We start from the raw sequence: 20,887 nt of genomic DNA, 5'->3' as shown, positions 1-20,887 counted from the left end.
ATAAGCATTATTAAAATGCTAACACATATTTAAATAGTAACTACACTGCGGTATAAATGGGGGCCAACTCACCAATAAATTAATCTGACCAAGCAACATAGCACAGTCACTAAGCGCGGTCGTTAAATGTCATAGGAAGTTTTAAATGAAAAAAGACATCAGCCATATCATGCGTTTTCTTGTTGCAAAACTCTTTACTTTTATATTTTTTGGGATGGCTTTAGCTATCATTTTTTCGCTCGCGCAAACAATTATTCAAGGCATTCTTGCAGGCAAAGATATTATGCAAATATTTTTGAGCGGAGTTAATACAGGGATTATCGCTTTAGCTGTTTTTGAACTCGCCTTGGTCATTAATAAAGAGTATTCCGGCGAAGAAGAACATGAAGATGCTGTTGAAAGTTTACGTAGAACCATTCCAAGATTTATTGGAACGGTTTGTATTGCGCTGTCTTTAGAGGCGTTGATTATGGTGATTAAATATAGCCAGTTAGAACTGGCTGGTAATTTATATTACCCCGTAGCGATTATTACAAGCACCGCTTTATTACTCGCTTCGCTGGGTGTTTTCTTACACTTAACTCGCAAAAATAATGGAACATCACCTGTTCATGCAGATGGATAAGCTCAACGCCCCTTCGCCGTGTTTTTTTCACCCTTATTTAAAGACCTTGGCATAAAAAGGTAAGGAACACCATGCGAGCACATTACTTACAGCACGTTCCATTTGAGCGTTTGGGCAGTATTGCGCCTTGGCTTCAACAGGCGGGTTACAACATATCCAGCACACAGCTTTATAATTCTGAGGCATTACCCGACTTAACAGATATTGACTTTCTTATTGTGATGGGCGGGCCAATGAGTGTAAATGACCATCAACAATACCCTTGGTTAGAAGCGGAACAAAAATTTATACAAAAAGCCGTTAAATCAGACCTTCCTGTTCTTGGTATCTGTTTAGGCGCACAACTTATTGCCAGCGCCATGGGCGCCAAAGTTTATCCACAGCCAGAAAAAGAAATTGGGTGGTTTCCAGTAAAGGCCATACAACCAAAGCTAAGCACCGTTTTCCAATTTCCCGATGACATTAATGCATTTCACTGGCATGGCGAAACCTTTACGCTACCTAAAGGTGCCATTCACATTGCAAAAAGTGAAGCTTGCGAAAACCAAGCTTTTCAAATTGGCACTAAGACCATCGGTTTGCAATTTCACCTAGAAACTACGCTTCAATCTGCACAAGCTCTTGTCGATAACTGTGGTGATGAGCTTGTAGAAGCTAAATACATTCAAACGGAGGATACAATTTTATCCGCACCTGAAGAACGGTTTCTTTCAATCAACCGCTTAATGGGCTGTGTGCTTAACTATTTACACACAAACCATGCTTAACCATTGTATGCTTTAACTTAACCGCACCACTATGCCGTTTGATTTCCACTAAAATTGCATTTAGTACGCCTAGTGCTTCCATGTTAAATTCATTGCTTTCAAGCACATCAACTCAAACAAAAAGATACGAGGGCTATTTAAAATATGATGACAATTAAACCGAGTACAAATGATAGATAAATTACTGCACGACTTTTTAATTATTTGGGCGACAATCGACCCTATAGGCACAATGGCGCTTTTTGCTGCGCTAACCGCAAAACTTTCTAGCAAGGAGCGGATAAAAACGGCCTACAAAACCATTGTCTATACCGTGCTAATTTTAGTCGGCGCCATTTTGGTCGGCCAAGTCTTACTTAGCGCAATGGGAATTAGCCTTATTTCATTTCAGGTTTCTGGCGGGGTCATTCTATTTTTATTTGGTTTACAGATGGTTTTTTCAAATAACACGCTCGAAAAAACAGGTGAGCCTATGCACGACATATCTGTGTTTCCGCTGGCGATTCCTGCCACCGCCTCACCTGGGGCAATTCTGGCGGTTATCCTAATAACTGACAATAATATATACACCGTTCAAGAACAAATGATGACTACAGCAACGGTGCTTGTTGTTTTGGTGATTACGCTGCTTCTACTTCTTTTTTCAGGCAGGATCATCAGAATAATTGGCCACGGCGGCGCCTCTCTTTTAACACGAATCATGGGCATGATATTAGCCGCTTTATCGGTTGAGTTTATTATGGAGGCCATCGGAGTCGCAAATTGGGTACAGACAATGTCATGACAGTTTCGCTCGCCTTATGCCATTGTTTGAGCCACTAACTACACAGGACTTTGAGGATTGATTTCAACGTTACCAAAATGGGTTGAAGTTGGTGCCTTCATTCTGGCACTAGTAGCAGGCTTTGTTAATGCAGTCGGATTACTTAGTTTTGAGCATCAATCAGTCTCGCACTTGTCAGGCACCGCTACCTTATTAGGTACCGGCTTTTTAACATTGCCCTTTCAACATACCCTTCATTTACTGGGTATTTTATTGTCATTTCTATTTGGCTCGTCGATAGCTGGATTTTTATTACATGGTTCAACGCTAAAGCTTGGAAAGCATTACGATACTGCATTATTTTTAGAGTCTGCCTTGTTACTAGTAACCCTATTGCTGCTAACTAAAGGCTCATTTTATGGCCATTTTTTTGCTTCGATGGCTTGCGGTTTACAAAATGCATTGGCAACAACCTATAGTGGAGCGATCATTAGAACCACCCACCTAACAGGAATTTTCACCGATTTAGGCATCATGCTTGGAGAGCTTGTTAAAGGTAACGAACTGGATAAACGTAAAGCAAAACTTTTTTTAACGATCATTATTGGCTTTATATTGGGTGGTACCTTAGGCTCATTACTATTCTTAAAATACCATTTCATGGCATTATTGTTTCCAGCGAGTATCTGCCTGTTAATTTCTTTGGTTTATCGTTTATATTCTAAACAACACCATTAATATTAATAACCACCTGTCTATTTCTTGCTACACGCAAACCCTGCGAAAATAAATTCGATACAAAAAAGGAATCATAATGCAGCTTTCTGAAGTCATCCCATGGGGAAGGTCGTTAAGCGAATACAGGGGCATGTTTTCGTTATCAGAATCTGATCTTAAAAAAAGCATTGTTGGCTGTGGAGATGGCCCAGCCAGCTTTAATGCCGAATTATCACGCACCAATGATCAGGTTGTGTCTATAGACCCTATCTATCAATTTACTGCCGAGCAAATACGCTCAAGAATTAATACGGTTTACCCGCAGGTTATGGAGCAGGTTGCCAACAATACAATTGATTATGTGTGGAAAGACATCGCAAACGTTGAAGCCATGGGTAAAACTAGAATGGGTGCCATGCAAATATTCTTAAACGACTATGAGCACGGTAAAAAATCCGGCCGTTATGTAAATTCTGCACTACCCATGTTGCCTTTTAAAGATCATGCGTTTGAGCTGGCCTTATGTTCGCATTATTTATTTTTATACAGTGGGCATGTCGATCGAGCGCAGCACCTTCTATCGATGAAAGAGCTTTGTCGTATAGCCACCGAGGTTCGGGTTTATCCATTACTTTCATTAGGCGATAATCAAGTTTCACCACATTTAAAACCAGTAATGACTGCTTTAAAAGAATCTGGTTTTGAGGTTTCTCTTAGTGCCGTGCCGTATGAGTTTCAAAAAGGCGCTAGCGAAATGTTGGTAGTTAAACATGTCTAACAAAGAAACCTTTACCATGACTAAAGCGGTCACTTAACTCGACCGTTAAGCCTCATGGACTATTTTTCAGAACTCGGACATCTTGGCCTTTTCATTGCTGCATTTTTAGCCGCCACAGTTTTACCGTTAAGCTCAGAAATTGTTTTAAATGCTTTATTACTAAGCGGTTTATCACCCACTACGCTAGTTATCACTGCGACAATAGGCAATGTGCTCGGATCACTGACAAACTATGCCCTAGGCTACTGGGCTAGCTTGCTTGTAATAAAAAAATGGTTACGAATGTCGGAAGCTGATTTTATTCGAGCAGAACAGCGTTTTACTAAATACGGTTTGTTTTCCTTATGTTTTGCCTGGGTTCCAATCATTGGCGACCCGTTAACCGTTATTGCCGGTGTTTTAAGGGTTCACTTACTCTGGTTTCTTATATTGGTTACGGCAGGTAAACTCCTGCGTTATATCGCCGTTAGTTATATGTTATTACAAGTAAATTGAGCTGATACAATGCTTAACCATCGATTCAATCAAGTGTTATAAAGGCAAAATAAAGGTACCTTAAGTGATCTACTACATAACAAAAATTGTTATCACAACAGTTCTTATTGTAGCTGTCTCAGAGCTAGCAAAGCGAAGCTCTTTAATGGGCGCTTTACTGGCATCTATGCCTCTCATTTCGGTACTAGCAATGATTTGGCTATACATTGACACAAAAGATGTGGATAAGGTCAGCGCATTATCAAGCAGTGTTTTTTAGCTTATTTTGCCATCTTTTGTTTTATTTATAACCCTCCCCTTTTTGTTAAGGTATGGCTTACATTTTTACACCAGCCTTAGCCTTTCTATTGCGCTTACAATTGGCAGTTATTGGCTTATGATGGTGGCTCTAAACCATTATGGCGTTAAGTTATAAATGACCATAAGGGTTGTTAGCTAGGCTCGGCGTGCGAACTCCTCACCATTTAGCTCGCCATTAGACTCACGATATGAATCAGGAGATAACTGTGACTGATGTAACAGAGAAAAAACTATCCATTTTTGAACGTTATTTAAGTCTCTGGGTCGCTCTTTGCATTGGCGGTGGCATATTCTTAGGTAAAGCTGCGCCAGGCGTTGCAACTGTACTTAATGACTTTTCTATTTACCAAGTCTCCATCCCCATTGCTGTGTGCTTGTTTTTTATGATGTACCCCATCATGGTTAAAATAGATTTTGCTCAGGTGCTTAAGTCTGCAAAAACACCAAAACCCGTTTTATTAACCCTATTTATAAACTGGGCTATTAAACCGTTCACGATGTTTGCCATTTCCTATTTCTTTTTAGGCTACTTATTTAGAGATTTTTTACCGGGTACAGAAGTCCTCGTAAATGGTGAGGAGGTGGAGTTATGGCGAAGTTATATCGCTGGGACGATTTTACTGGGGATTGCACCATGTACTGCCATGGTTTTAATGTGGAGCCACTTAGCCAAAGGAAACGGCGGCTTAACATTAGTGATGGTCGCTATCAATTCACTCATGATGCTTTTCCTTTATGGGCCATTAGGCACGGTACTACTGAATGTAAACGCAATGCCAGTCCCTTGGGAAACGATGCTTTTTTCTGTTTCTATCTATGTCGCCTTGCCATTGATCAGTGGTTATTTTTCAAGGCAATTAATCATCAAACATAAGGGCATGGATTGGTTTAATGAAAAGTTTTTACATTGGCTGACACCGGTGAGCATCTTAGCGTTGTTAATGACCCTTGTTTTGCTGTTTTCATTCAAAGGCAAGGTTATTGTTTCAAACCCTTTAACTATTTTATGGATAGCCATCCCCTTATTAGTACAGACGGTATTCATATTTACATTAGGTTATTTTGTCTTGTCTCGATTGTTTAAACTCTCTTATCAAGATGCGGCACCGGTATCACTGATTGGTGCCTCTAACCACTTTGAAGTGGCGATTGCTACCGCAGTTATACTGTTTGGTCTTTCATCTGGAGCAGCCTTAGCCACTGTTGTGGGTGTTTTAATTGAAGTGCCTTTAATGTTAATGTTAGTTGCCTTATGCAAAAGAACGTCTTATTTATTTCAACGTTAAACGGTAATAACCGAATAACAAGATGATAAGTAACACCTGTTATAATCGCCTATTAATAAAACTTGCCTCAAACTAATCATTGAACTCATCTTCGTTAACGACTCCTTTTAAATCGCCTGTTTTCAGGATGATGTGGATCGCTATGACCATCTCAAATGTTGGCACCTGGATGACAGAAATTGGCACCACCTGGCTGATGGCTTCCATGCCAACATCCGACCTTTATATCGCTTTAATCCAAACGGCCATCACCCTACCATTTTTATTTTTAGCCTACCCATCCGGCACGTTGGCTGACTTAATTGACCACCGTCGAATGTTGCTGGGCCTACATATCGCGCTGTTTCTAACAGCAAGCGGCCTTGCGATCAGTACTTATTTTGATGCCGTTACGCCCTTAAGTTTGTTGCTATTTACTTTTGCCTTAGGTGCTGGCAATGCGATGATGAGGCCCGCTTGGGCAGCCAGCGTGCCCGATTTTGCGCCCAGAGCACAGTTGCCAAACGCGATTACTTTAAACACCTTAAGTACCAATGTTACCCGCGCCATTGGTCCGGCCATTGGTGGCTTTATTATTTTTCAATCTGGCCCAACTGGGGTTTTTATCTTTAACGCAGTTTCGTTTACCGGCTTAATTGTGGCCTTAGCTATTTGGAAACCCAAAAAACCAGATAATCAGTCTGCCTTGCCCGTTGAACGATTTATGGGTGCTTTTAAAGCTGGTTTACGCTACACACGAAATGTCCGTTCATTACGTATCGTATTATTCCGTAGTGCGATGTTTTTCTTTTTCGCCAGTGTTTCTTGGGCTTTATTACCCATTATTGTTATTCGTGAAATGAACATGGGCGCTCAAAGTTTCGGTATTTCAATGGCTGTCGTGGGCTTGGGAACAATTTTGGGTGCGTTCTTATTACCGCGGTTTCATCGTTTACTCACACGTAACCAAATTATTTCATTATCCACCGTCATTTTATCTTTACCCTTAGTACTGCTCGCTTATAAACCTAATTTGTATACCTTAGGCTTAACCTTAGTTGCTTTGGGTTGCGCGTGGATTTCTAGTTTTTCATCTTTTATTTTATCTGCTCAAATGGTCGTACCTAACTGGGTACGTGCACGCACCATTTCTCTTGTCATGCTTACCTTTGGCGGCAGCATGGGGTTTGGCAGCTTGGTATGGGGGAGCTTATCTGACCATTATGGCTCTAGCATTTCAATATTCATCGCGTCCACTGGGCTACTACTCACTTTATTGTTAAGCCGCCGTTTTGCCATCGCAAATGATAGCTTAGACCCCTCTCCCACAACTCAATGGCCCATCGCTATTGATGAAGACTCAGTTCCCGGTGATAGAGGCCCCGTTTTGGTGTCTATTCAATACTGTATTCCTCAGGACAAAACAGATGAGTTTCTCTCTCTAATGAAAAAATTACGGGATATTCGCAAAAGGAATGGCGCGTATTTCTGGCAAATATTTCATGATGCGAATGACCACCAGCTTTTTTCTGAAGTGTATATGTCTGAGTCCTGGTTTGAGGTCTTGCGTCAACGAGACCGAATGACCTATTCGGAAATGTCTATTCGTGATCAAGTTATGGCCATGCACGTTGGTGAAAAAGCACCGGCCACTTCCATTCAAATTGCAGGAAAAGCATAACCTCAATGAGTAGCTTAATACCCATGGTTTTAATCCTCGCCACCGGCGTGGCTTGGCATAAATTTGAACCCGGCGGTGTTACAACACAACAACTAAGAAGCACCCTAAGTGCCTTGGTGGTTAACCTGTTAGCACCTACCTTGATTTTATATATCATTCTTACAACGCCACTAAAAGAAGAGCTTTATCAGGTACCCATGACCGGCATTATCACCATCAGCCTGTGCTTGGGTCTAAGCCTAATCCTATTTTCTGGGCTGCTTCGTGCAGGGTATATTTCCCGCCCTCAAGCCGGTGCGTTAGTTTTAGCGGCTAGTTTTGGCAATGGCATGGGGATTTCCTTGCCTGCCGTTGAGGCCTTATTTGGTGCTGAAATGGCCAGCATTCCATTAATTTATGACCTGCTCGCCACCGTCCCTTTTGTTTGGATAATTGCCGTGCTGGTTGCAGCGCACTTTGGAACGCGCATTGCCGGTGGTCATTTAGGTCGTGAATTACTGCTGATGCCGCCCGTTTGGGCAATCGTTATAGCGTTAACCCTTCGGTATTTTCAATGGATCCCGCACGAAAGCATTATTCAGGCATTTAAAATGATGGGGCTGGCAACTGTGCCTATGTTACTTTTAATGGTGGGCGTAAACTTTAAAATAAGCAGCTTTAAATATGTTCTTTTGACAATACCAGCTATGTTCATTAAGCTGATTGTTAGCCCAGCCATCGCGTTTAGTAGTGGGGTTCCTGTTGGCTTAAGCGGTGAGGTGTTAATTATCACCAGCATTACAGCCGCTGCCCCCCCCGTTATCGTTGGTATTGCTTTAGCTGATCGATTTAAACTAGATTCTGCACTTTTTTGTACCGCATTAACCTTAGGCACAGCGGCTTACCTTTTAATAGCCCCTAGCCTTTCAGATTATTTAACACAATTAATATGAACACAGTTACAAAAACCCAATGGGGTGGTGTTTGCTTAAGCTTCCTAACCGGTATAGCGTCGGCCATTACTGTTACCAAAGCTAGCCCTGCTTTATTAGAGATAAAAAAAGAGTTACCGTTGAGTGTTATCCAAATTGGTTGGATTATGTCTTCGGCTGCCTTAGCCAGTGTCCTACTGGGCATATTTGTTGGCGCCTTATCGCATCGCTACGGCCCCAAAAAAGTGTTACAAATCGCATTAAGCCTGATTATTATTACCGCCGGCTTTAGCATCATTATCAATTCTGCTAACGAATTAATATTAAGCCGTATCATTGAAGGCATCGCAGTTATCTTTGTGTCTGTTGCTGCACCAACTTTAATTTCACATTTATCGAAACCTTCCGATATGGGCTTAACAATGGGTGTTTGGGCACTTTGGATGCCCGCGGGAAGTGTGCTAACCTTTTTATTAGCCCCTGTGATTTTAGAGTTTTTTAACTGGCGTTGGCTGTGGGGCGCGGCGTTTTTTCTTGCCCTACCCTTACTTATACTATCAATAAAACTTGTTGACCCAACACGTACCGCCTCTGACACCGTTCATAAGAAACTCTCTCGGTCCGTTGTCTATAAGGCTATTATTATGGGGCTCATTTTTACCTGTTTCACTGGCACCTTCTTTAGCATGCTCACCTATCTTCCCACATACCTCATTGAAACCTATCAAGTTAGCTTGAGCAACGCACTTTTTACTACGACTATTTTGCCCGCTTTTATTATCCCTGGAAATTTAGTCAGCGGCTTTCTCATTCATCGGGGTATCCCTTGGTTTAAAATGCTGACGTTCCCCGCCGTCGCGCTCACTATCGTAATCACTCTACTGCTACATACAAGCTATCCAGACCAATTGGGTTTAATACTATTGGCTTTACTGGGGTTTTTCTTAGGCATGATACCCACTGCTATTTTTGCCCAAAGCCCTCGTTTAGCCGATAAGCCGATTGATACAGGCCGTGTTATAGGCATTGTTATTACTGGCCAAGGCCCAGGGATATTATTTGGCCCTCCACTGGCCGGGTTTTTAATCGGCAATCATCACCATTGGCAAAACCTGTATCCTTTTTACATACTGTTAACGATCAGTATTATTCTCTTCACTCAGCGCTTAAAGACACATCAGCCTGCGCATTAATTACTCTTCATGAAGTGCGTTAATCGGGTTTAAGTTTGCCGCTTGCCCAGCTGGGACAACACCGGCTATTAGGCCAATTACTGCTGACATCACTAATGCCAGCCCTAAGAAAAGTAAATTAAACGTTATCGGTAAGCCCGGTAAAAAAAGCTGTAACAAGCCGGTTAGCATAAACAGCAATACTAAGCCTAACAGGCCGCCTATTAACGCTAACACGGCAGCCTCACCCAAGAATAATATTAATATCGTTTTTTTATCCGCACCAAGCGCTCGGAGCAACCCCACTTCGGCTGTTCTTTCTCTTACCGTTGTTGTCATAATCGCCAAAATACCAACTGCACCAACGAGCAATGAAATAGCGCCTAGCCCACCCACCGATAATTTTAAAATAGAGAGTATTTTGCCCATTGACTCCAACATATCATTTTGTGTGGTTAGCGTGACATCTTCTCGCCCGTGACGCTTAATCATAAGATCCTTAATACGCGTTTCAATGCGCTTTAATGTTACATTTGCTGAAAACACTACATTAATTTCCATCAACGACTCTCTGTTAAACATCTGCAAACCATTTTGCGCTGGAATATAGATCGTATCGTCCATATCGACCCCAAGCATCTGGCCTTTTTTTTCAATAGTGCCAATGACCCGAAACCGCTGACCACCCACACGAATATGCTGGCCGAGTGGGTTTGAGTCACCAAACAATTCTTTTTTCATGGTGTAACCCAATACCGCTGTCGAGCGCGCATCTTCCAAATTACCGGAGAAAAAATTCCCTTGAGCCACTTTAAAGTCCCAGGCATCACTCATATCCGGCCCGACACCCAAAATAACCCCACTGCGCTGCAGATTATTAAACTCTACAACGCCCGAGCCTTGAACCACAGGCACCACCTTTTCAACACCCGTTAACTGCTTTAGCGCTTGTGCATCTCGCAATGTTAACGGTCGCACTGAAGACAGCAGGCCACCAGCGCCATGCGTTTCTTTTAAACCAGGGTTAATGGCAATAATTCGAGCGCCAAACTGTGAAAAACTGTCTAATACATACTGTTGAACCCCTTCGCCGATAGCCGTTAACAAGGTCACCGAGACAATGCCAACGGCCATTCCTAAAGCCGTTAATAAACTTCTCGACCGATAGCTCAATACCGAGCTAAAGATCCAGCGTCCACTATCGACCCAATTCAAGACACTTCCTTTTGCTGCTTACCTTGCAGCGCTTCAACGGGCGAAAGCATTGATGCTCGCTGAGCTGGCAACCATGCAAATATAAGCGCCAGTAATATCGCCAATAATATAGAACCCACTTGCGCCCACCAAGGTGAGTGAAATTGGAGCTCTATAAAATATATATTCGCCAGTAAAACAATCAGCTGACTCAACGCTAAACCCGACATAGAGGCCACTGCTGCTATCAGCCCAGCCTCAGATAAAAACAACACCCGTACTGTTGATGAGGTTGCCCCCAATGCTTTGAGTAAGCCAATTTCCTTAACCCGCTGAGAAACCGTTATCATCATCATATTCATAATCAAAATACCGGCGACTAACATGCTGATAGAGGCAATGCCTGCCACCGCTATTGTTAATATATCCAATATTTCTTGAACCGAGGTCAACATAGCATCTTGAGAAATCACCGTAACGTCTTCTTCACCTTCATGTCGCTCTTTTAACAGCTCTATAATGGCTTGCTTTATATTATCGAGCTGTTGATAAACCCGCACCTCTGCAAATAAACGAAACAGCCCTTCTACATTAAACACAGACTGTGCATTTGCGACCGGAATAATAATCACATCATCCATATCAAAACCAAAACTAGTACCGCCTTGGTTTAATACCCCTATTACTCGAAATCGACTGTCTGCCAGCCGTATCCGTTCGCCAAGCGCCGGCTTATTTTGAAATAGCTCTTGTCGTAATTTATTGCCGATAACGCACACTGCTTCGCCTTTATCGAGGTCTAAAGTCGGTAGCATTTGACCTTGAGATACCTTTAATTGACGAATAAGGAAAAAATCTCGGCTCGTGCCAATCGTTAATACTTCACGAATTTTACCGTCATACGAGGCTTCAATATTACCGACCACTATGGGCGCCACTGCTTTTACACCTGATAGCCGAGAGACTGATATGGCATCTTTCAATGTCAACGGTCTTGGTGATTCACCTGTCAGAGGCGGCATACCACCGGTGGTTTCTTTTTTCCCAGGTAAAACAATTAACGTATTACGGCCGAGTACATTAAACTCTTTAAGGACAAATGATTTGGCCCCTTCGCCCAATGCTGTTAACAAGTTAACTGCAACAACACCAATGGCAATGGCAAGCCATAACGTTATCGTACGAAACCGGTGTCGACTTAAGACATGCGTTATAAACCCCACAATGTCTGACCAAAACATCGTTAAACTATACGCCCATCTAACATATTCAACTGCCTTTTCGCTCGTGCACCCAGTGTGGCGTCATGAGTTACTACCATTAAAGTAATACCTTCTGCGTTTAGTGATTCGAGCAACTGCGTCACACCCTCTCCAGATGTTGAGTCCAAATTACCCGTCGGTTCATCTGCTAATAAAATGCTCGGCTTCATCACTATTGCTCGGCCTATCGCGACACGTTGTCGTTGCCCACCTGATAATTGATTCGGGCTATGATGCGCTCGATCCATTAGGTGCAATTTATCAAGAATATCATCCACTGCCTGCTTACGTTGCTGCGCTGGGATGCCCGATAACATCATCGGCAACTCAATATTTTCTCGTGCCGATAGTCGGGGTACTAAATGATAAGACTGAAAAACAAAACCAATTTTTTGACTTCTTAACGTTGTCCGCTCGGCTTCCTCTAAGGTCGATACATTAATACCATCGAGCATATAATCACCCGAATTAGCCCTATCAAGCAGGCCCAAAATATTCATTAAGGTTGATTTACCTGAGCCTGACGGCCCCATCACAGCTATATACTCGCCTTGTTCAATCTTTAAAGAAACATCGTCCAGAGCATGAACAACTTGATCACCGATTTGAAACTTTTTTTCTAAATGATCTAATTCAATCATCGTCTATGGTCACTAAGGCTCCATCCACAGCGCCTTCTACATCAAGCGATATCAGCACTTGCTCAGTATCCGTTAAGCCCGCCTTAATTTCTGTATAACGCCAGTTACTCAAGCCCGGGGTAAACTCCGTTAAGACCAACTGTTTATTAGATGCCTGATATACCAATACTTTATTGCCATCAATAATCGTTTCTGTCGGTAACCTAAGGGTGTTTTTCTGCTGCTCAATAACCACATCTACATCGGCGCTATAGCCGATAAGCATTTTTTGATAATGTTCTTTATCTACTAAATTAACATCTATATCTACCGTACGCGCTTGTTTTTCAAGCTCTTTTACATACGGTGCAATTCGCGAAACCTTTCCCTCAAACCGTTCCCCACGAAACGCATCTAATGTCACGTGCACAAGCATACCCGGTTGAATTGAGGAGGCATCCACTTCATCGACAGGGGCTTGGACATACAAACAACCTTCGCCAATTAAATCAATGGCCGGCGGCGTTGCCACACCTGATGGAGATGGCGTAATGTACTCGCCCACTTCACCGTTAATTTCAGCAATCACACCCGAAAAGGGCGCTATTAATTCGGTTTTCTCTATCATCGCCTGTTGTAATTTCATACCGGCAATAGCACTGTCCTTACTAGCTTGAGCCTTCTTACAACTTGCCGCTGAGATAGTCTCTTTCGTCTCGGCAGCATCCAAACGTTCCACAGACACCAATTTTTTAGCCGCTAACCCTGTTAATCGCTTATGTTCACGTTTATTAAGGCTCGCCATACGGCAGCTTTCAATTACCGTGAGTTTGGCCGCCTCCACTCTGGCAATCGCCTCTTCAAAACGAGCTTGATGATCTTTATTCCATAGTCGAATAAGCACTTGATCTTTCTTAACGTGGTCACCCTCGTTAACAAACAACTCTGCAATTTGCCCACCGGTGGGTAATGATAAATGTGATCGGTTACAAGCTTTAATGGTACCTGCCCGAGTATTAGAAACCGTTAAATCTACTGGCCCTTTACTAACGGACACTAAGCGTACCGGCACTGGCTCTTCAGCACTGAAATAAAACCATGCCGATATCAGCAACAGCAATAAAATTAAACCCGTTATAACCTTAAGGATTGTCATACAACCCCTCGTAGATAACCATTAAACTTATGTTAACAGCGACGAAACGTAAGTCGCACCAGAGCACTAAGCAAGCCCCGGAAATTGCTCAGGCAGTGCTTTAAGAAAAGAGGACCGGGCGGCACAACGTGCATACCAATCATGCAAGTTTTGGAATGACTCATCGATTGCTAAGCCATGTGTGATGGCCAAACAAAAGCGCGGTATTAAGGCGCATTCTGCCACTGAGAAATGCCCAGCAAAAAACTCACTCTGACCCAATTGCTCCGATAAGATGAGCTGCTCATCAAACCAGGCTAACCGAGTCGATTCCTTAACCTCAGCACTGGCTTCGTGTGTTGGGCTATCTCGTTTTTGCTTGATATAGGGAAATAGAACTTTTCCTAATTTGCTATCACTGTAGTGATGTAGCTGTCTGACCTTCGCACGTGCTTTAGGCGAGCTAGGCATCAGCTGTATTTCTGGACACTGGTCAAGCAGGTATTCAATAATCTGTGCTGACTCAATTATCACCAAATCACCGTCTACCAAAACGGGCACTGTCGCATTTGGGTTTAAAGACACGACATCAGGGTGTTTTTTATCTAATTGAACAACAATTTCTCTAATGGTCAGCTTGGTTTCAAAAGCAACTAACCGTACCTTCCAACAAAAGGGGCAATCTGGCCGTTGATAAAGTGTTATTGACGATTCTGTTGTTACCATTAGATGTTTCTCAATCTCAGGTCATGCAAGTGATCTTTCAACGAATCAATCCGATCATTTCCCCAAAAGATTTGATCGTCAACCGTAAACGATGGCACACCAATAACCCCTTTTGATTGTGCTTCTTGCCAATTCTCATCCATTTTAACGAGATAAGACTCATCACTACTGGCTGCTTCAACACATTCATGTGATAAACCTATTACTTCTGCTACTTCAAACAAAGTATCTATTTCACCGATATTACGGCCTTCTGCCCACTCTTGCCTCATCACTTCAATGATATAAGGCTTCAACAGGCCTTCTTTTTCCGCTGCAAACGAGACTGCGCCTGCCAATGTTGGGTCCGTTTCAATCGGTGGTGGAGAAAATGGTATACCCATTTTCTTGCAACTACGTGCTACGTCTTGGCGTACTAAATGTATTTTCTTCTTTACTCGCTCAGGCGATGATCGACCGGCCCATCCGCCAAAAGGTTTCCATAAAAACTTTACGCGGTATTGATCAACGACAGAAAACATACTTTTAGACGCTAAATAACAATATGGACTTCTAAAATTAAAATAGACATTAACCTTGGTCACTGCCTGCGCATTACTTGCTGTGTTATCGTTCATCCCCTCACCCCTCCATACTTACATTTTTTTATTAGTATAGACCGCTATATGTGCTATTAACATCCCTAAAAATACTGCTCAGGCATGCAGTATTGCAGATATAACGACATTAACCGTTTGTTTTATAGTGCATCGCTATCGCATACATACACTAGCCTAAATGCTAATGCTCGTCTTTATAGTTCAAACGATTCATGCAGCGTTGGTATTCTCACATCTGTTGCTTGAATTTTTGCAGCAAAGCTTTTCATGCTTTTCTCTTCACCATGAACAAGATACGTCGTTTTAGGGTTCCCTGTTTTTGCATGCCATGCGATTAATTCAGTTTGGTCAGCATGCGCAGAAAAACCACCAATCGTATGAATACTGGCTTGAACAGGCATTTCTTCACCAAATATTTTTACTGTTTTTGCACCATCAATAATACGTCTTGCTAACGTTCCCTGAGCTGCGAAGCCAACAAATACAATACTACTGCGCCGATTCCATAGATTATGTTTCAAATGATGTCGCACACGTCCGCCCGTACACATACCCGATCCTGCCATAATAACAGCACCACCACTCACCTGATTGATTGCCATTGACTCGGTCGTTTCACGCGTAAAATGTAGCCCTGGAAACCCAAAAGGGTCTTTGCCTTCATTAAACAGGTTTAGAGCTTCTGTGTTATAGCATTCAGGATGCCGCGCAAAAATTTGCGTTGCAGAAATTGCCATGGGTGAATCAAGAAACACATTAATAAAATGTTTTATCTTTTTACTAAGAATACCTTCTCGTAAAAAATAGAGCACTTCTTGCGCTCTTTCCATCGCAAACGTCGGAATGATGACATTTCCGCCACGGCCTATCGTTTCATTAATCACCCCATAAAGCTCTTCAATAGAGGGTTGTAATTGCTTATGCACCCTATCACCATAGGTTGTTTCCATAATAACCGTGTCTACTTTTGGCGGCCTGTCTGGTGCGTTCAAAATGGCCCGTCCACCGTAACCAAGATCACCTGAAAAGAGCACTCGTCGAACCTCACCCTTCTCTTCAAGCTGCAGAAGAATAGACGCTGACCCCAGAATATGCCCTGCCTCAAAAAAGGTTGCTTGTATCCCCGCTGCTAGCTGTTCAGATTGCCCGTAAATGGCTTGTCTGCCAAAAAACTCTAAACTATTGAGCGCATCTAAAATACTATATAGCGGCTTAATGTCCTTATCACTATTTTGCTGTCGTTTTGCTTTACGTTGTTGGTAGCGTGCCTCTTCTTCTTGTAGGCCAGCAGAATCCAGCATAACCAACCGAGCCAACTCCAATGAGGCTGCCGTGGTGATAACAACCCCTTTAAAACCGCGTTTCACCAACAGAGGGATTCGCCCGCAATGGTCTAAATGAGCATGCGTCAGTAATAAAAAATCTATCGAAGCAGGGTCAAAGCCAAACGGTTCAGCATTTTCTTCAATAATTTCTCGACTGCCTTGATATAGCCCACAATCAATGAGAATGCGCTGACCGGCACATTCAATAAGATGACAGGAGCCGGTTACTCCCTTTGCAGCACCGTGGAATGTAATATTCAACTTGTCTCCTTTAACTTCAAATTTTTCTGAGCACGCCGATAAAAATAAAGTCCTATGCACTTCATCATATCATCTAAAAATACACCGCGTTACGTACCAACTTTCTAAACGATTGGCGAGCTCAGTCAGGCTTGAATGCTTATATCATGCGCCATCATCGAGCAACCCCATTGCCTTGTTTTATCACAAACTTGGGTGCGTAAATATCAGCAAATCGCACCTACTTTAATTGATATCACGTTAACTTGATCCGCATCAGATCTGACTTCATTTCATCATATCAACCCATATTGAAGTGCTATAGTGCCTTGAACATTTGCACATCACTATAGCCTTGGAACAAACCGTAACTTTCGACCTCGACCTTATTCAGCGTTATAACAAAGCTGGGCCACGCTACACCTCGTATCCAACAGCTGTTGAATTTAATGAAAATTTCACAGCTGAAAGTTATCAGCAGCAAGTTGACCTATCCAATCAACGAGGTGGGCCGCTATCTCTATATTTTCACCTGCCTTTTTGTGACACGGTCTGCTTTTATTGTGCCTGCAATAAAATCATTACCAAAAACCGTCAGCATGCTGTTCCCTACTTGAATAATTTACACAAAGAAATCGCCCTACAAGCAGCCTTATTTAATTCTAAACGCATCGTCGAACAACTACATTGGGGCGGTGGCACGCCCACTTTTATTAATCATCAACAAATGCGCGAACTGATGGCTGTTACACGCCAACATTTCACATTAGCAGATGATGATAACGGCGAGTTTTCCATTGAAATAGACCCTCGTGAAGCCGATGAAAAAACCATCGCTTTATTACGAGAGATTGGCTTCAATCGAATCAGTTTAGGGGTTCAAGATTTCAACCCCGTTGTTCAAAAGGCCGTTAATCGCATTCAAAGTGAAACCGAAACATTGGCGGTTGTTGATGCCGCCCGTGCAAATAATTTTCGTTCTATTAGCCTCGACCTAATTTATGGTTTACCCCATCAAACGCCTCGTAGCTTTTCACAAACGCTTGATAAAGTCATCCATGGCGCGAACCCTGACCGGCTGTCTATTTTTAATTATGCACATATGCCTGAGCGCTTTAAAGTTCAACGCCAAATGAACAAGGACGAGTTACCCACGCCCGAAGTAAAACTAGAAATACTGCACCAATCTATTGATCAATTGACCAGCGCTGGGTATGTATACATTGGCATGGATCATTTCGCAAAGCCTGACGATGAGCTGGCTGTTGCCCAACACAATGGCAAACTCTACCGAAATTTTCAAGGCTACTCCACACGTTCAGATTGTGACCTGATTGGCCTTGGCGTTACTTCTATTGGGCGTATTGCAGATTCCTACTCCCAAAACCAACGCACATTAGACGACTATGCAAACAGCTTGAAGCATAATGAACTAGCTATTTATCAGGGCATTACTCTGAATGCCGACGATAAAATTCGCCGTGCTGTGATCACGCAGCTTATTTGCCATTTCACGCTAGATATTAGGACTATTGAAGAAGAACTTAATATTAATTTTGCCACTTACTTTGCTGACGCCTACCCACAGCTCGATCAATTTTCGCGTGATGGGTTGATACGCTACGATACTAATGAAATTAAGGTCTTAGCCTCTGGGCAGTTGTTGATTAGAAATATTTGCATGGCATTTGATTTTTATAGCCAACAAAAAGCTAAACACCTTTTTTCGAGCGTAATTTAGCCCCCTTAAATCCCCTACTAACAAGCCTTATTAAACATTAATTTTTGGCTGATTACCCAGTGGCCTGAAACGAATAATAAGTAATGGCAAGAGCGTCATATTCGCCAGTAAGGCTGCAATCATTGAAAACCCCGTTAAAAGACCAAAATATATAGTGGGTATAAAATTAGAAAATACTAAAATTGAAAAGCCTATCGTAATCGTCAACGATGTGTAATACATTGCTCGACCAATCGAACTATGGCTTCGCTGAGCCGCTAACCAATAATCGTGATGTTGGCTATATTCATCTATAAAACGGTGTACATAGTGAATCGTGTCATCGACGGCTATGCCTATACAAATTGCGGCGATGGTGATTGTCATCATATCCAGTGGAATTGCTAACCAGCCCATTAGCCCAAGCACCATTCCCGCGGCCATTATATTGGGGATGATGGCGATGGCTGCTAAACGTATGTTTTGAAAAAGTATTGCCAGCATTATCAAAATAGCAACAAACACAACGCCTAAGGTTAAAATTTGTGAGCGAAATAAGCTTTGAAGCATATTATTATAGAGAACGACCATGCCGGTAACTTTAATTTGCTCCTCATCTATCCCAAGGTCACGGTTTAGACCCTGTTTAATTTCTGCCAATAACTCTCCGCGTTGTAGTGATGGGTCTGATTCAAAAATTCTGATGCTAAAACGTAATTGATTGCCATCGGCAGACATGTAAGGCTCAATTAACGATTCCTTAATAACAGGGGGCAACTTTTTATAAAGAATCGCCAGCTCAAAATCATTATTTAGAATCTCCTCATTGAGCGTTTTCAGCAAACTTACTGCTGTTGCTATGGAGATTACCTTCCCTGTTTCATCAAAGGCATCAAGGTAATTATGTATCTCCTCAATCTTCCCTAGCATCTGACTGTTAAACCAATAACTTGAGCCGGTTATTCCAACAGCAGCATCACCATACTCATCATCAAAGAACTCATCGTCCTCCTCATATATTTCTTCTTCAGCCTCTTCTTCGTAAAAATAAGCCGGTGCATCAATAACCACATCCATGGGGGTTGTACCGCCTAGCTTTTGGTCTATCAGCTCCATACCCTGATAAATTTCTGTCGACTCTTTATAGTAATCTATAAAACGGTTTTCAACGGTCAGTTGAGCAAGCCCCCAAACACTTAACACCGCCAAGAGAACAAAAGACAACATGATTCCACGACCATATTGCTTATTCTTATCTGCCAAAAACTGTGTCAGCTTCTCGGTAATATCATGTTCTTGCGTCGGCTTTTCCTTATTTAATAACACCACTGCCGCAGGAAATAATGTAAACGTCATCAGCTGCGCGATGCCAATACCTATTACCATCATCCAACCAAAATCAATCACTGGGCGAATACCGCTAACCAGTAGCGAACCGAAGGCCACCATCGTGGTGATCGATGTATACAAGCAGGGAATAAATTTACTTTTTACCGTCTCAAGCACTAATTCTCGCTGATCATAATTTTCCAGTGTTCGATGTAATTCTCTATACCGGACAATTAAATGAACCAATAACGATAACGTTAAGATAAGAAGCAATGAAACAAAGTTTGATGAAACAACCGTCACCGGCCAATTTAAAAGACCCAAGATACCAATCACACTCATTGCTGATGCTGAACAGGTCATCATGGCCAGAATAACCCAGTGTAAGCGTCTAAAAATGACACTTAAAATAATAATGAGAATCACAAAAACAGCAATACCAAACGTTAATAAATCATGCCGAATAAAGTCTATCGAGTCGCTGGCAATCATCGGCACGCCCCCTAAAAACAAGTGCGCGGACTTTCGGTGTTGATCCATGATATTACGTACTGTCTCAATATCTTTACTTTGTTGGACCTGTAACAATGCGTTATAAGCATCAAACTCATCTGAAATTTTTTGCAGTAAGTTAGCCTCTTTTACAGAAAGCTTATTTTCTAACTGCTTGGTACGCAAAGCATCACGACTTTTTAGCAAACTCTCCCACTTTTCATCAAATTTAAACGTTATTTGCAGGGCAGTCGTTTCCCCATCAGGACTGATTAATAGATTACGGTAAAGCGGACTAGAAATTATCTCTTGCTTAGCTAGCTCACGATCAACCATAGGGCTTTCTAACGTAATAACCTCCTCGCTTAACTCATACAACGTCATCGGAGGGCTATTAATTAAAGGCACATCTAATAAAGTAGTTACTGACTCAACTCGATCAATCTTTTTTAATTTTGACCGTAACTGATTTATGTCTTGTAGCACCTCATCTGAAAACATATCCAACTGAGGTGTATAGGTAAGAATTAAACTATCATCTGAACCATAGCGCGCCTTTATTGACCGATAAAGTTCCAATGATTCATCATTTTCTAGGACTAACGAATCAGCAGAGGCATCTAGTCTAAACTTAGTAGCATGAGTCCCCAGAAAAATGACTAAAAGCACCATTACGACCATTGTAAAAATAGGTCGACCTAAAACGGTCCGGTTATAAATGGCTAATAATGTTGTCGACATATTATTTATAGATTCATTAATGAATTGTCT

The 20,887-nt window shown here is 42.2% G+C and carries 20 protein-coding genes; 12 read left to right on the top strand and 8 right to left on the bottom strand.

Annotation, left to right across the window (positions count from 1 at the left end):
- The first annotated feature begins 145 nt into the window (after positions 1–145).
- From CYCME_RS00620 to CYCME_RS00570, 11 genes are all read left to right on the top strand, one after another.
- Positions 146–625 (top strand): hypothetical protein, encoded by a 480-nt coding sequence (locus tag CYCME_RS00620; RefSeq protein WP_015004935.1) that lies wholly within the window; start codon positions 146–148, stop codon positions 623–625.
- A gap of 71 nt (positions 626–696) precedes the next feature.
- Complete coding sequence (locus tag CYCME_RS00615; protein ID WP_020931816.1) at positions 697–1,392, top strand: type 1 glutamine amidotransferase; 696 nt, start codon at positions 697–699, stop codon at positions 1,390–1,392.
- Positions 1,393–1,561: 169 nt separating this feature from the next.
- Positions 1,562–2,176: a MarC family protein gene (locus CYCME_RS00610; protein WP_020931815.1), complete on the top strand. Its 615-nt coding sequence runs from the start codon at positions 1,562–1,564 to the stop codon at positions 2,174–2,176.
- A gap of 57 nt (positions 2,177–2,233) precedes the next feature.
- A complete protein-coding gene (locus CYCME_RS00605) occupies positions 2,234–2,893 on the top strand; it encodes a YoaK family protein (protein WP_015004932.1) in 660 nt (219 codons plus the stop codon).
- Between the two features lie 76 nt (positions 2,894–2,969).
- Entirely contained in the window at positions 2,970–3,650 is a 681-nt protein-coding gene (locus CYCME_RS00600) for a hypothetical protein (protein WP_020931814.1), read from the top strand.
- Between the two features lie 54 nt (positions 3,651–3,704).
- A complete protein-coding gene (locus tag CYCME_RS00595) occupies positions 3,705–4,145 on the top strand; it encodes a YqaA family protein (RefSeq protein WP_015004930.1) in 441 nt (146 codons plus the stop codon).
- Between the two features lie 64 nt (positions 4,146–4,209).
- Positions 4,210–4,404, top strand: coding sequence for a DUF3147 family protein (locus tag CYCME_RS13125; RefSeq protein WP_020931813.1), 195 nt, complete (start codon positions 4,210–4,212; stop codon positions 4,402–4,404).
- 247 nt (positions 4,405–4,651) lie between these two features.
- The gene (gene arsB, locus CYCME_RS00585; RefSeq protein ID WP_015004928.1) at positions 4,652–5,731 is read left to right on the top strand and encodes an ACR3 family arsenite efflux transporter; all 1,080 of its coding nucleotides are present in this window, start codon (positions 4,652–4,654) and stop codon (positions 5,729–5,731) included.
- Positions 5,732–5,873: 142 nt separating this feature from the next.
- Positions 5,874–7,391, top strand: coding sequence for an MFS transporter (locus tag CYCME_RS00580; RefSeq protein ID WP_041932983.1), 1,518 nt, complete (start codon positions 5,874–5,876; stop codon positions 7,389–7,391).
- A 5-nt stretch (positions 7,392–7,396) separates the two neighbouring features.
- Positions 7,397–8,323 (top strand): AEC family transporter, encoded by a 927-nt coding sequence (locus CYCME_RS00575; RefSeq protein WP_016390320.1) that lies wholly within the window; start codon positions 7,397–7,399, stop codon positions 8,321–8,323.
- Positions 8,320–9,495 carry an MFS transporter gene (locus tag CYCME_RS00570; protein WP_016390319.1) on the top strand — a complete coding sequence of 392 codons (1,176 nt, stop codon included), beginning with the start codon at positions 8,320–8,322 and terminating at the stop codon, positions 9,493–9,495. Before CYCME_RS00575 ends, CYCME_RS00570 begins: the two co-directional genes overlap by 4 nt.
- Here the strand turns inward: CYCME_RS00570 and CYCME_RS00565 are convergent, their stop codons facing one another.
- The 7 genes from CYCME_RS00565 to CYCME_RS00535 form a co-directional block, all read right to left on the bottom strand.
- A complete protein-coding gene (locus CYCME_RS00565; RefSeq protein ID WP_016390318.1) occupies positions 9,496–10,689 on the bottom strand; it encodes an ABC transporter permease in 1,194 nt (397 codons plus the stop codon).
- Positions 10,686–11,909, bottom strand: coding sequence for an ABC transporter permease (locus CYCME_RS00560; RefSeq protein ID WP_015004923.1), 1,224 nt, complete (start codon positions 11,907–11,909; stop codon positions 10,686–10,688). The genes CYCME_RS00565 and CYCME_RS00560 overlap by 4 nt, the downstream gene beginning before the upstream one ends.
- Positions 11,910–11,911: 2 nt before the next feature.
- Entirely contained in the window at positions 11,912–12,571 is a 660-nt protein-coding gene (locus CYCME_RS00555) for an ABC transporter ATP-binding protein (RefSeq protein WP_015004922.1), read from the bottom strand.
- Positions 12,564–13,706 carry an efflux RND transporter periplasmic adaptor subunit gene (locus CYCME_RS00550; RefSeq protein ID WP_020931810.1) on the bottom strand — a complete coding sequence of 381 codons (1,143 nt, stop codon included), beginning with the start codon at positions 13,704–13,706 and terminating at the stop codon, positions 12,564–12,566. The genes CYCME_RS00555 and CYCME_RS00550 overlap by 8 nt, the downstream gene beginning before the upstream one ends.
- A gap of 66 nt (positions 13,707–13,772) precedes the next feature.
- Positions 13,773–14,411, bottom strand: coding sequence for a glutathione S-transferase family protein (locus tag CYCME_RS00545; RefSeq protein WP_020931809.1), 639 nt, complete (start codon positions 14,409–14,411; stop codon positions 13,773–13,775).
- Positions 14,411–15,028: a 2-hydroxychromene-2-carboxylate isomerase gene (locus CYCME_RS00540; protein WP_041932848.1), complete on the bottom strand. Its 618-nt coding sequence runs from the start codon at positions 15,026–15,028 to the stop codon at positions 14,411–14,413. Before CYCME_RS00540 ends, CYCME_RS00545 begins: the two co-directional genes overlap by 1 nt.
- Before the next feature lie 176 nt (positions 15,029–15,204).
- A complete protein-coding gene (locus CYCME_RS00535) occupies positions 15,205–16,596 on the bottom strand; it encodes an MBL fold metallo-hydrolase RNA specificity domain-containing protein (protein ID WP_020931807.1) in 1,392 nt (463 codons plus the stop codon).
- Between the two features lie 334 nt (positions 16,597–16,930).
- On the opposite strand from CYCME_RS00535, the gene hemN reads away from it, so the two are divergent.
- Complete coding sequence (hemN, locus tag CYCME_RS00530) at positions 16,931–18,316, top strand: oxygen-independent coproporphyrinogen III oxidase (protein WP_020931806.1); 1,386 nt, start codon at positions 16,931–16,933, stop codon at positions 18,314–18,316.
- A 30-nt stretch (positions 18,317–18,346) separates the two neighbouring features.
- On the opposite strand, the gene CYCME_RS00525 is transcribed toward hemN, so the two are convergent.
- A complete protein-coding gene (locus tag CYCME_RS00525) occupies positions 18,347–20,857 on the bottom strand; it encodes an efflux RND transporter permease subunit (RefSeq protein ID WP_020931805.1) in 2,511 nt (836 codons plus the stop codon).
- Positions 20,858–20,887: the final 30 nt, after the last annotated feature.

The sequence above is a fragment of the Cycloclasticus zancles 78-ME genome (assembly GCF_000442595.1).
Classification (GTDB): Bacteria; Pseudomonadota; Gammaproteobacteria; order Methylococcales; family Cycloclasticaceae; genus Cycloclasticus; species Cycloclasticus pugetii.
Note: the sequence above shows the minus strand (reverse complement) of the source record. Positions and strands in the feature narration are given on the sequence as shown.